The sequence below is a fragment of the Acinetobacter sp. DL27 genome (assembly GCF_055810995.1).
The window spans coordinates 1,359,080-1,371,352 of the sequence record NZ_CM147947.1 but is presented as its reverse complement, the minus strand read 5'-3'; the positions used below and the strand labels follow the sequence as shown (position 1 = coordinate 1,371,352).

At 41.3% G+C, this 12,273-nt stretch carries 10 protein-coding genes; 4 read left to right on the top strand and 6 right to left on the bottom strand.

Translation table 11 applies throughout. The features are described from left to right. Nucleotides 1–78 precede the first annotated feature (78 nt). The 4 genes from betA (at nucleotide 79) to AC0KVP_RS06560 (ending at nucleotide 5,764) form a co-directional block, all read left to right on the top strand. Nucleotides 79–1,743, top strand: coding sequence for a choline dehydrogenase (gene betA, locus AC0KVP_RS06575; RefSeq protein ID WP_473339761.1), 1,665 nt, complete (start codon nucleotides 79–81; stop codon nucleotides 1,741–1,743). Between the two features lie 496 nt (nucleotides 1,744–2,239). Next, nucleotides 2,240–3,874, top strand: coding sequence for a malate dehydrogenase (quinone) (gene mqo / locus AC0KVP_RS06570; protein WP_348924467.1), 1,635 nt, complete (start codon nucleotides 2,240–2,242; stop codon nucleotides 3,872–3,874). A gap of 73 nt (nucleotides 3,875–3,947) precedes the next feature. Continuing rightward, nucleotides 3,948–5,222, top strand: a complete 1,275-nt coding sequence (locus AC0KVP_RS06565; protein ID WP_473339759.1) for an MFS transporter — start codon at nucleotides 3,948–3,950, stop codon at nucleotides 5,220–5,222. A gap of 56 nt (nucleotides 5,223–5,278) precedes the next feature. Beyond that, nucleotides 5,279–5,764 carry a hypothetical protein gene (locus tag AC0KVP_RS06560; protein ID WP_473339757.1) on the top strand — a complete coding sequence of 162 codons (486 nt, stop codon included), beginning with the start codon at nucleotides 5,279–5,281 and terminating at the stop codon, nucleotides 5,762–5,764. A 79-nt stretch (nucleotides 5,765–5,843) separates the two neighbouring features. Here AC0KVP_RS06560 and rodA read toward each other — a convergent pair whose 3' ends face one another. The 6 genes from rodA to AC0KVP_RS06530 all read right to left on the bottom strand — a co-directional run bounded on the left by rodA (nucleotide 5,844) and on the right by AC0KVP_RS06530 (nucleotide 12,061). After that, the gene (rodA, locus tag AC0KVP_RS06555) at nucleotides 5,844–6,980 is read right to left on the bottom strand and encodes a rod shape-determining protein RodA (protein WP_005401056.1); all 1,137 of its coding nucleotides are present in this window, start codon (nucleotides 6,978–6,980) and stop codon (nucleotides 5,844–5,846) included. A 113-nt stretch (nucleotides 6,981–7,093) separates the two neighbouring features. Then, complete coding sequence (ispD, locus tag AC0KVP_RS06550; RefSeq protein WP_473339755.1) at nucleotides 7,094–7,813, bottom strand: 2-C-methyl-D-erythritol 4-phosphate cytidylyltransferase; 720 nt, start codon at nucleotides 7,811–7,813, stop codon at nucleotides 7,094–7,096. Then, nucleotides 7,773–8,174 (bottom strand): septum formation initiator family protein, encoded by a 402-nt coding sequence (locus AC0KVP_RS06545; protein WP_010326966.1) that lies wholly within the window; start codon nucleotides 8,172–8,174, stop codon nucleotides 7,773–7,775. Before AC0KVP_RS06545 ends, ispD begins: the two co-directional genes overlap by 41 nt. A 7-nt stretch (nucleotides 8,175–8,181) precedes the next feature. After that, nucleotides 8,182–9,471: a phosphopyruvate hydratase gene (gene eno / locus AC0KVP_RS06540; protein ID WP_004696631.1), complete on the bottom strand. Its 1,290-nt coding sequence runs from the start codon at nucleotides 9,469–9,471 to the stop codon at nucleotides 8,182–8,184. Nucleotides 9,472–9,531: 60 nt separating this feature from the next. Then, nucleotides 9,532–10,389: a 3-deoxy-8-phosphooctulonate synthase gene (gene kdsA / locus AC0KVP_RS06535; RefSeq protein WP_005401052.1), complete on the bottom strand. Its 858-nt coding sequence runs from the start codon at nucleotides 10,387–10,389 to the stop codon at nucleotides 9,532–9,534. Between the two features lie 31 nt (nucleotides 10,390–10,420). Further along, entirely contained in the window at nucleotides 10,421–12,061 is a 1,641-nt protein-coding gene (locus AC0KVP_RS06530) for a CTP synthase (protein ID WP_004696627.1), read from the bottom strand. Between the last annotated feature and the right edge of the window lie 212 nt (nucleotides 12,062–12,273).

Below are 12,273 nucleotides of genomic sequence, written 5' to 3'. Positions count from 1 at the left end.
TATTCTTTTTTTCATCCTCAACTCAACATGTGGCCACGTTCTCATGCAACGTGGCCCTGCCATAGAAAAAGGATCATTATGCATTCTCAACACTACGATTATATTATTATTGGTGCAGGTTCTGCGGGTAACGTACTGGCTGCTCGTTTAACAGAAGACCCCGATGTTTCGGTACTGTTACTCGAAGCAGGTGGTCCTGATTATCGTCTCGACTTCCGTACCCAGATGCCTGCTGCCTTAGCCTATCCCTTGCAAGGTCGTCGTTATAACTGGGCGTATTTAACCGACCCAGAACCTCATATGAATAACCGCCGCATGGAATGTGGTCGCGGCAAAGGCTTAGGCGGCTCATCCCTAATTAATGGCATGTGCTATATCCGTGGTAATGCCATGGACTTAGAACAATGGGCTAGCTTGAAAGGCCTTGAAAATTGGAGCTATGCCGACTGTCTGCCTTACTACAAAAAAGCAGAAACCCGTGATCTCGGTGGCAATGACTATCATGGCGATGTTGGCCCTGTTTCTGTCGCCACGCCTAAAGCAAACAACAATGTTTTATTCCACGCCATGGTTGAAGCGGGTGTGCAAGCAGGCTATCCACGCACTGATGATTTAAATGGTTATCAACAAGAAGGTTTCGGCCCAATGGATCGAACCGTGACCCCCAAAGGTCGACGCTCAAGCACAGCACGTGGCTATTTAGATATGGCCAAAGGTCGAGCGAATCTAACCATTATCACCCATGCCATGACCAATCAAATTTTGTTCAATGGCAAACAAGCGATTGGTGTTGAATATATTCAAGGTGCTAATCAAAACAACTTGCTTCAGGTCTATGCCAATAAAGAAGTCCTACTCTGTGCAGGGGCGATAGCATCACCGCAAATTTTGCAACGTTCAGGTGTTGGTTCAAGTACTTTACTTCAGTCTCTCGACATTCCAGTCGTGCATGACTTACCGGGTGTCGGTGAAAACCTGCAAGACCATTTAGAAATGTACTTACAATATAAGTGTAAGCAACCTGTTTCTCTCTACCCTGCTTTAAAATGGCAAAATCAACCTGCAATTGGTGCAGAGTGGTTGTTTAACGGAACAGGGATTGGAGCAAGCAACCAGTTTGAAGCAGGTGGCTTTATTCGATCCTCCAAAGAGTTTGCTTGGCCAAATCTTCAATACCACTTCTTGCCTGTTGCAATTAACTATAATGGCAGTAATGCCGTCAAAGAGCATGGCTTCCAAGCCCATGTCGGTTCGATGCGCTCGCCTTCACGCGGTCGAGTACATGTGACATCCAAGAATCCTTTCGACCATCCAAGTATTTTATTTAACTACATGTCGACAGAACAAGACTGGCAAGAATTTCGTGATGCCATCCGTATTACTCGTGAAATTATGCAGCAACCTGCGCTTGATCCTTACCGTGGCGAAGAAATTAGCCCTGGAAAAGATGTGAGTAGCGATGCTGAATTAGACGAATTTGTGCGTAATCACGCTGAAACGGCTTATCATCCATCCTGTAGTTGTAAAATGGGTGAAGATGATATGGCGGTAGTCGATGGACAAGGTCGCGTGCATGGCCTGCAAAGTTTACGTGTGGTGGATGCATCAATTATGCCGCTGATTATCACAGGTAACTTAAATGCAACCACCATTATGATGGCTGAAAAAATCGCGGATCAAATCCGTGGCCACACAGCCCTACCTCGTTCTCATGCACCTTTTTATCAAGCTGGAACTGAATAAGTTTTAATAGTTCAACACCTGACTTTAATTATCTTTAAAATAATAAGGTCAGGTGATTATTCATTTTTTCTTAAGCAATAGCGCTGCGTTTTGTATAGACAGTGCTATTTCTATTAGCATCCAATTTATACATTTTAGCTTTTAAAAAATTGAATGCCTGTATATATATTAAACATCAATATCTTAATTATCAAATCTTAACAAAAATAAAAACCAATAAAAACAATGATTAATATTACACATCACTCATATTTATAGTTCAACCCAACCCATTTACAATAAAAATTACTAAGTCAATACATATTTAGTCTAAAATATTCATAAATCAGAACTGTGTGATAGGCTCAAAAGTTATATTTTTTGTGCGCTTTTCAGCTTTTAAGTATTACTTCAACTATACCAAGCTGATCATTTATAAGTAGCTCTATCATTCTTCTTATTTTTATTCTATTCGCTATAAAGCGATCCAAAACCTGCTCCCCAAGGTAATAATCGCATGAACAAATTTTTAAAATACCTTTTGGTATTGATCGTACTGCTTATTATTGCAGTCGTAATTTTCTTATTTAGACCCGTCACGTCTAAAAAAATTCAAACCACCAGCAATGAGCCTGTTGTTGACGCAGTCTTAGTTGGCGGTGGGATCATGAGTGCAACTTTAGGCACATATCTAAGCGAGCTTGAGCCAAACTGGCAAATTCGCATGTATGAACGCCTAGACAATGTTGCACAAGAAAGCTCAAACGGCTTCAACAATGCCGGCACAGGCCACTCTGGCTTTATGGAAATGAACTATACCTCTGAAAAAGATGGAAAAATGGACATTTCTAAAGCGGTGAACGTTGCGGAACAATTTGAAGTTGCAAAACAGTTCTGGTCTTATCAGGTGAAAGAAGGCGTTTTGGGTCAACCAAATAGCTTTATCAATCCTGTGCCACACATTGCCTTCGTTTGGGGCGATAACGTGAATTTCCTCGAAAAACGTTATGCTGCAATGGTTAAAAACCCAATGTTCTATGGCATGAAATTCTCTGAGAATCCTGCTGAAATTAAACAATGGGCGCCTTTGGTGATGAATGGCCGTGATGCTGCACAGAAAGTAGCTGCAACACGTATGGATGTAGGTTCGGATGTGAACTATGGTTCGATCACCACTCAATTGGTCGATCACCTTAAAAAACAATCTAACTTCAAACTACAAACATCGACTGAAGTGACTGGCATTAGCCAAAACGATGATAAAACGTGGACTGTTGCATTTAAAAACCTCACTACAGGAAAAACAGATCATGTGAAAACGCGCTTTGTCTTTATTGGTGCAGGCGGTGCAGCGGTTAAACTTTTACAAATGACAGGCTTACCAGAAGCGAAGCAATATGCTGGCTTCCCTGTAGGTGGCGTGTTCTTAATGACCGACAACCCAAAAGTCACTGAAGGCCATACTGCAAAAGTTTATGGTCGTGCTGAATTAGGCGCTCCTCCAATGTCTGTTCCACATATTGATACACGTTATATCGACGGTAAAAAATATGTGTTGTTTGGTCCATTTGCAACTTATTCAAACAAGTTCTTAAAACAAGGTTCTCAGCTTGATTTATTGAAATCAACCACTAAGAACAACGTTTTACCAATGACCGCTGTGGGTATGGAAAATCTTGATTTGGTGAAATACTTAGTTAGCCAAGTCATGATGACCGATGAAGACCGTTTTAATGAGTTGAAAAAATACTATCCTGATGCAAAACCAGAGGACTGGCGCATGAATCAAGGTGGTCAACGTGTTCAAATCATTAAGAAAGAACCAGGCAAACCTGCAAGCTTGCAATTTGGTACCGAGATTTTTGCATCACAAGACGGTGCTGTGACTGCCCTATTAGGTGCCTCACCAGGTGCTTCGACCTCTCCTTACATTATGTTGAGCTTGCTTGAGAAAGCATTCCCACAACAAGTAGAAGGTAAATGGAATCCGAAATTACATGAAATTGTAAAATCGTACCAACAAGAACTCAGCACCAATCCTGTTCTTCTTGACCAAGTTCGCCAATACACCAGCACAACTTTGGGTTTGAAATATACACCTATGGCTAAGGCTGCAAATGACGAAACTGTTGCGGTAGCAAAAGCACAGTAATTTGCTTTAAACCCTAAAAAGGATGGACTTTGCGCCATCCTTTTTTTAATTCATATTTGAAACTATTCTGTTTATGTCGCTTTTCCATTCCGACGCTTTTTTGGCTTTTCGTTCACGTGATTTTTCACTTCTGAGTGTCAATCAGTTGTGCTTAATTCTAGCCATCATGATTCAAGAAGTCGTCATTGCCTATAGCGTCTACCAACTTACTCAGAATCCACTCAGCCTTGGCATGATTGCCTTAATTGAGTTACTCCCCTTTATTTGCCTCTCCCTGATTAGTGGCGACTGGGCTGACCGCTATAACAGACAAAAAATTGTGCAGTGGAGTTTTAGCTGTAGCACTCTAATTCCCTTATTATTTATTGTTCTTTTTTCTCAGTACCAACAACAGCATATTCAACAAAATACACTTTTATGCGGCATTTATAGCCTCATCTTTTGCTTAGGCATACTTAGAGGTATTTACAGCCCATCTTTTAATTCATTACGCCCTTTTCTAACCCCAGAGTCAGCCTATAGCAATGCAGCCACATGGACTGCTCTCATTTGGCAAATGGGCGGCATTTTAGCACCCTTATGTGCAGGACTGTTACTTGGCCAACTTGGGCTTGAAAAAACCCTCTTGATTGTTTTTTTCTTATGTTGCGTGGGTAGCATCTGCTTATTCGGATTAAGCGCTCGCGACTTCCCAAGCCCGCATAAACAACATTTAAGCAAAAGCTTAAAAGAAGCCTATTGGTTTATCTTTAAACATCCACTGATGTTTTGGAGTATGTTGCTGGATCTCAGCGCCATGCTTTTTTGTAGTGTCATTATCTTACTGCCTATTTTTGCACACGATATCCTTCATCTCGGCGTTGAAGGCTTAGGTATACTCAGAGCGGCTCCAGCCATTGGCGCCTGTATCATGATGTTGATGTTGACCTGTTATTCTCCAATGCAAAATGCATGGAGAAACATGCTCTATAGTAGTTTTGCAATTGCTTTGTGCACTTTAGCTTTCGCACTATCCTCTCATATTTGGCTCTCAGTCATCTTCCTTGTTTTGATTGGCGCCTTTGATAGTATCAGCATGGTCATTCGACAAACTTTATTACAGCAACTCCCCCCAAAAGCACTATTAGGACGTGTAGCCGCTTTAAATGGCATCTTAGTGACTTCAGGCAATCAACTCGGTGCCTTACACATGAGCCTAATGACGCGTTATTTTTCAGTAGTGCCAGCAGTATTTATTGGCGGGATGCTGTGTTTAATGATCTGTGGTCTAAGTTCTACTCGTACGCGACATTTATTCAAACCATCTACAACACAACAAAAACATGCCACCGCCGCAAGAAGCGAATAGCATGTTAAGCTTCAAATCTTCTTTTAATATGATGTGAGTTTTCAATAGAGCAAATTATGAAACAGATTCTCCCCTTTTCACACACACTCTATGCCAAACTCTATTCTCTCGTACTATCCGTGTTGTTGGCTTATTGCCTATTCAATGCAATCTATAGTGTGATTATTGGTGGAAAAAGTGCGTACCTTTTCAGTGGTCTGATTTTAATATTTCAAACAGTTACTGTTTTTAAAGCATCTGTAAATAAAAAGATCTATAACTACATGGGATTGATTGGACTCATTCTAATTCTGATTTATCTCAATCATTGGATGTTTCTTTCTCAGCCTGAAAGTATTGCCATTCTTCCCTCAGTCATACTCACCGCACTTAGCTTAGGCTATTTTTCACAGCAGCACTTGCATTTAAATCTATTGAAGGCGGCTTTAATTTTTGGGCTTTTAGTACTAGCCTATACGCAATACCATGACTTGAATACTCTACAAAACTATTATAATAGCCTGCATACAGGCGAAACATGGCAACAATATGGTGCTTTATAAAGCTCAAAAATCGTTAGCGTTTTCTTGTTATTTTAAGCACAAAAAAGCCAGCAATACGCTGGCTTAATTCTTTTAGACTTTAGCGATGAGTATGGATTGACATCACAATGCCCATGCTCGCTAGCATGGTAATCACCGCGGTTCCACCATAACTCATCAGTGGCAATGGATCACCTGTTACAGGTAAAATCCCGCTCACCATTCCCGAGTTTAACAATACAAAGAAGAAGAACGTTAAGCCCACAGCACCCGCGTATAAACGCCCAAAATTATGGAAGCTGTTCATACCAATAATCAAACAACGAATGATAATGGCCGCAAACAAACTAAACAGCAAGAACACCCCAATAAAGCCAAACTCTTCCGCATACGTTGACATAATGAAGTCGGTATGGTGCTCAGGCAAATACCCCAAATGTGACTGTGTGCCTTCTGTGAATCCCTTCCCCATTAAACCACCTGAACCAATGGCAATTTTGGATTGGATAATATTCCAACCGGCACCCAATGCATCCGACTCTGGATCAAATAAAGTGAGCACTCGCTTTTTTTGGTACTCTTGCAAAAAGAACATCCAAAGTAAGGGAGCGACAACAGCCAATGCTCCACAGGCCAAAGCAATGAGCCGCCAAGAGATACCGCTGAGGAAAATGACGCACACACCAGGAATCAAGAGACCTAGGTTTAAGTCGGGCTGTAAAGCTGCCAATAAAAACGGCAACATCATGATACCCAACGAAATCACAATATGCATAAACTTAGGCGGGAATGCGCGGCCTGCAAAGTACCACGCCATCATCAAAGGCATGGCAAACTTCATAAACTCAGAAGGCTGCATGCTACCAATACCTGGTAGACTAATCCAACGTCTGGCTCCCATGCGGGTTTCGCCCACCACCAAGACCAATACCATTAAAATCACAGCGAAGATGAAAAAATAAGGACTAATGGCCTGATAGACTTTGGGTGGGATTTGCGCACAGATCATCATCACAATGAAGCCCACAGCAAAGCTCGTGGCTTGGCGAAATACCATGCCCATATCTTGTGCTGACGCACTATAAATAACCAACAATCCCAACACGGCATTTAAAATCAGAAAGCATAAAAGCCATGGATCTAAATGTAATTTAGCCCATCGAGATGAGTCATGTTTAATGCTTCTACCGTCACGTAAAGACTGACGTAAAAAACGATACTGCTGTGATGGTATCATTTGCGTAAATTGAATGAGCTAAAGACAGGGCAAATTATAAGTTCAAAGTGTTTTAGATAACATCATTCAAACCCATATTTCTGTAGTTTTAACCCAATAAATCCAAATAATTTTTATTGTGCTACCAAAATCAGGCGCGCAAGCTCAAGGTCATCTGGATAGGTAATTTTAATATTATCGGAGCGCCCTTGTACGACTTGAACCTTTTCACCAACAAACTCTAAAGCACTGGCTTCATCAGTAATTAAGGCTTGTGCCTCTAGCGCATGTTCAATTGCTTTTTTTAGTATCCCCAGTTTAGCAATCTGTGGGGTTTGTGCCTGCCAAAGCTGTGAACGATCAACGGTTTCTTGAATATCTTGCGCTGAGGCTACACGCTTTAAAGTATCTCTAACAGGAATAGCTAAAATCGCCCCTGTATTGGACTGAATAGCAGTATCAACCAGTCTCACCAAACAATCCTGCGTGACACATGGACGAGCTGCATCATGGACAAAGACCCAGTCGTCAGCATCAGCGATTGTGGAAAGATAATTGAGCGCATTGAGCACTGAGTCTACACGCTCAGCACCACCTTCACAGAAATGTGCTTTTTCTATGTGAGTAAAAGGCAAACTTTGAGCAACATCATCATCTGAACCAATCGCCAAAACATAGCCCTGCAAGGGCAATTGATTAAGACGTAAAACCGTATGTTCAAGTACGGTCTTTTGTCCAATCATTTGATATTGTTTTAGTTCAGTTTTAGAAAAGCGACTACCCGAGCCAGCAGCAGGAATAATAGCCCACAATTTATGGAGTAGCTGGAGGGGTTTCAGGCTCATCGTCTTCATTGGTTCGCAAATCAATTTGGGCGTTAGGATCAATATAAACAGGCTTATATTGAGTACTGATGGTACTCATTTGAATAAACGTTTCTCGGGGTTTGATTAAACCCAAGTCCAAGCGCGCATGCTCTTCAATGGCTTCAATACCATTTTTCAAATCATACACTTCTGCCGCCAAGACACGATTACGTTCTTTTAAGTCGTTATTAATTTCAGTTTGTTGTTGGATTTTTTGTGTGAGTTGTAAATGGTCTTGATAACCACCCTCACCAAACCAGTATAAATACTGAAACCCTGCGATCAAAATGATCGCAAGGCCTAGTAGTACTTTACTCATCAACGAGTCGAATACATTGAACATTGACATCAGTCGCTTAGTTTAAACCTTTAAACTCAGCTTTACCGCGGTAAGCAGCATTTGTCAATTCTTCAATACGAAGCAATTGGTTGTATTTCGCAACACGGTCAGAACGGCACAGTGAGCCTGTCTTGATTTGACCAGCAGCAGTACCCACCGCAAGATCTGCAATCGTAGAATCTTCAGTTTCGCCAGAACGGTGTGAAATCACTGTAGAGTAACCATTTTCTTTCGCAAGATAGATTGCATCTAGAGTTTCAGTCAACGTACCAATTTGGTTGTACTTGATTAAGATAGAGTTACCTACTTTCTCATTAATACCACGTTGAAGGATTTTCGGGTTTGTAACAAACAAGTCATCACCCACCAACTGGATTTTGTCGCCAAGGATAGATGTCAAGTAAGACCAACCTTCCCAATCTGACTCATCTAAACCATCTTCAATTGAGATAATTGGATATTGGTTTACAAGACCTGCTAAATAATCAGAGAACTGGTTGCTTGTGAATGCTTTATTGCCTTCACCTGCAAGAATGTACTGACCATTTTTGTAAAATTCTGAAGACGCACAGTCAAGCGCAAGCATAATGTCAGAACCTGCTTTGTAACCCGTTTGACCAATCGCTTCAAGAATAACTGTGATTGCTTCTTCGTTTGAACGTAAGTTCGGTGCAAAACCACCTTCATCACCTACAGCAGTATTTAAACCTTTTTTGTTTAAAACTGATTTTAGAGAATGGAAGATTTCAGCACCCGCACGTAATGCTTCAGAGAATGAAGTGAAGCCCACAGGCTCAATCATGAACTCTTGAATATCCACATTATTGTCTGCATGCGAACCACCATTGATGATGTTCATCATTGGTACAGGCATAGTCAAAATGGTTTGACCACGTAAGTCTGCAATGTATTGGAAAAGAGGAATTTTCTTTTCATCAGCAGCAGCACGTGCAGCAGCGAGCGAAACAGCTAAAGTTGCATTTGCACCCAATTTTTCTTTGTTTTCAGTACCATCAAGTTCGATCATCGTATTATCGATGTCTTTTTGTTCAAATACTGATTTGCCCACTAAAGCATCACGGATAATCGTGTTTACGTTGTTAACCGCAGTTTTAACACCTTTACCCAAATAGCGCGCTTTGTCGCCATCACGAAGTTCTAAAGCTTCACGAGAACCAGTTGAAGCACCAGATGGTGCACATGCACGGCCAACTACGCCAGATGCTAAGATTACGTCTGCTTCGATGGTTGGGTTACCACGAGAGTCCAAAATTTCACGTGCACGGATGTCAACGATTTGGCTCATGAACAATTCCTCAGTTGATTAATAACGAGATGCTTTAGATGGCATCAATGAGTTTATAATTTAGTGTGTATCTAGCTTTTTGAAACCTTTAACCAAGGTGTCCAATTCTTTTAGCTGTGCCAAGAAAGGCTCAAGTTGAGACATACGCAATGCGCATGGTCCATCACACTTAGCTTTTTCTGGGTCTGGATGCGCTTCTAAGAATAGACCTGCTAAACCTGTTGCCATTCCCGCGCGAGCAAGTGTCGTGATTTGCGCACGACGACCGCCCGCAGAATCCGCACGACCACCCGGAGTTTGAAGCGCATGGGTCACATCAAAGAACACAGGGACATTCATTTCTTTCATGATGTCAAAGCCCAACATGTCTACAACCAAATTGTTGTAACCAAATGCCGAACCACGTTCACAAATAATGAGCTTGTCATTCCCGGCCTCTAAACACTTATGCAAAATATGGCGCATTTCATGTGGTGCAAGGAATTGTGCTTTTTTGATGTTAATGATGGCATCAGTTTTTGCCATCGCTTCAACCAAATCAGTCTGACGACTTAGGAAAGCAGGAAGTTGAATAATATCCGCAACTTCCGCTACAGGGGCAGCTTGGTAAGGTTCATGTACATCAGTAATGATGGGTACATTAAAATGTTTTTTAATGTCAGCTAACCACTCAATCCCTTTTTCTAGGCCTGGTCCTCGAAACGAGTTCAAGCTTGAACGGTTGGCCTTATCAAAACTGGCTTTAAATACGTAAGGAATCTCCAAACGCTTGCAGATATCGACATAGGTCTCTGCAATTTCAAAAGCCAAATCTTTAGACTCAAGTACGTTCATGCCGCCGAATAGTACAAATGGCAAGTGGTTTGCCATTTGTATATCGCCTAAACGTACAATTTCTTGTGGTTTTAATTGTGACATTTAAACTTCCTAGTTTATTGCTTAACCCAAATTACTTCGCTTTTTTGTACTGTGCTTTCGCAGCATCAATAAAACTAGCAAATAATGGGTGTCCATCACGTGGTGAACTTGTAAATTCCGGGTGGAATTGTACAGCAATAAACCAAGGATGTTGAGGAATTTCAACTGTTTCTACTAAGTGCTGTACAGGTGAATAGCCCGAAATTTTCATACCCGCTTCTTCAAGCGCTGGAATAAAACGGTTATTCATCTCATAACGGTGACGATGACGTTCAATAATATCTGCTGAACCATACACTTCACGTGTTTTAGTCCCTTCAACCAATTCTGATTTTTGAGCACCAAGACGCATCGTACCGCCAAGATCAGAGTCAACATTACGCTGTTGAACTTCACCACGCTCATCTAACCATTCAGTGATTAGACCAATCAATGGAGACTTAGTAGAACGGTTGAATTCAGTCGAACTCGCGTCACTAATACCCACGACATTACGTGCATATTCGATCACAGCCAACTGCATACCTAAACAGATACCTAAGAATGGAACACCGTTTTCACGTGCGAATTTAATCGCTTGCATTTTCCCTTCAGTACCACGTTCACCAAAACCACCCGGTACCAAGATTGCATCCATATCTTTCAATACTTCATTGACATCTTGGCTTTCAAGTTCTTCAGCATTGACATAGTCAATTTGAACTTTAACGCGATTCTGAATACCCGCATGTAAAAGTGCTTCATTTACAGACTTATATGCATCTGGAAGTTCAACATACTTACCAACCATTGCAACACGTACTGTGTATTCAGGGTTAAGTAATGCTTCTACAACATTGTCCCAATCGGTTAAATCAGCTTCAGGCAAGTCATTGAAACCAAAACGTTCACAGATTAAGTCGTCAACATTTTGTTCATAGAATGTACGCGGAATTTGGTAAATGCTGCGCGCATCTTTACACACGACAACTGCACGCGCTTCAACGTTTGTGAACAAGGCAATTTTACGGGTCGTGTCTGCATCAACATCATATTCAGTACGACAAATTAAAATGTCAGGCTGAATACCAATCGACAACAATTCTTTTACCGAGTGCTGAGTTGGTTTAGTTTTCAACTCTGCCGCAGATTTGATATATGGAAGCAAAGTTAAGTGCATAAGCATAGTGCGCTTATGACCTAGTTCAACCATAAGTTGACGTACAGATTCCATGAATGGGAGAGATTCGATGTCACCTACTGTGCCGCCAATTTCAACAATCGCAACGTCATAACCTTCGCCTGCGCGAAGTACACGTTCTTTGATGTTGTCTGTAATATGTGGAATAACTTGAACAGTTCCACCAAGGTAGTCACCACGGCGTTCTTTATTTAAAACGTCTTGGTATACGCGACCAGAAGTAAAGTTATTTAACTTGGTCATTTTCGCACGACGCAAGAAACGTTCGTAATAACCCAAGTCTAAATCGGTTTCTGCACCATCCTCTGTGACAAAAACTTCACCATGTTGGAACGGGCTCATAGTCCCTGGATCGACATTAATGTATGGATCCATTTTTACCATGGTTACTTTTAATCCACGGGCTTCTAAAAGCGCAGCAACTGAAGCAGCTGAAATACCTTTACCTAGTGATGAAACTACACCACCAGTCACGAAAATAAAATGGGTCATTGGGTTTCTCGTACAATCGAGCCTAATTCGGCCTGCAATGTTGCGCAATTTTACTTTACCTTGTACCAATAAAGCAAAGTCAATCCGCATCAATTCATAGAACAATAAACAATTGGATATTCTATCAGCATTTGGTAGATAAAATTAAGCTAAGTTCATAGGATTTTCATCTTGCATTTTGCTGTTATAATGGCGCGATCCTTCAAACACTC

Excerpts from the sequence above, each read along its gene's own strand:
- betA (WP_473339761.1), top strand. The coding sequence starts at position 79 with ATGCATTCTCAACACTACGATTATATTATTATTGGTGCAGGTTCTGCG.
- mqo (WP_348924467.1), top strand. The coding sequence starts at position 2,240 with ATGAACAAATTTTTAAAATACCTTTTGGTATTGATCGTACTGCTTATT.
- AC0KVP_RS06565 (WP_473339759.1), top strand. The coding sequence starts at position 3,948 with ATGTCGCTTTTCCATTCCGACGCTTTTTTGGCTTTTCGTTCACGTGAT.
- AC0KVP_RS06560 (WP_473339757.1), top strand. The coding sequence starts at position 5,279 with ATGAAACAGATTCTCCCCTTTTCACACACACTCTATGCCAAACTCTAT.
- rodA (WP_005401056.1), bottom strand. The coding sequence starts at position 6,980 with ATGATACCATCACAGCAGTATCGTTTTTTACGTCAGTCTTTACGTGAC.
- ispD (WP_473339755.1), bottom strand. The coding sequence starts at position 7,813 with ATGAAGACGATGAGCCTGAAACCCCTCCAGCTACTCCATAAATTGTGG.
- AC0KVP_RS06545 (WP_010326966.1), bottom strand. The coding sequence starts at position 8,174 with ATGTCAATGTTCAATGTATTCGACTCGTTGATGAGTAAAGTACTACTA.
- eno (WP_004696631.1), bottom strand. The coding sequence starts at position 9,471 with ATGAGCCAAATCGTTGACATCCGTGCACGTGAAATTTTGGACTCTCGT.
- kdsA (WP_005401052.1), bottom strand. The coding sequence starts at position 10,389 with ATGTCACAATTAAAACCACAAGAAATTGTACGTTTAGGCGATATACAA.
- AC0KVP_RS06530 (WP_004696627.1), bottom strand. The coding sequence starts at position 12,061 with ATGACCCATTTTATTTTCGTGACTGGTGGTGTAGTTTCATCACTAGGT.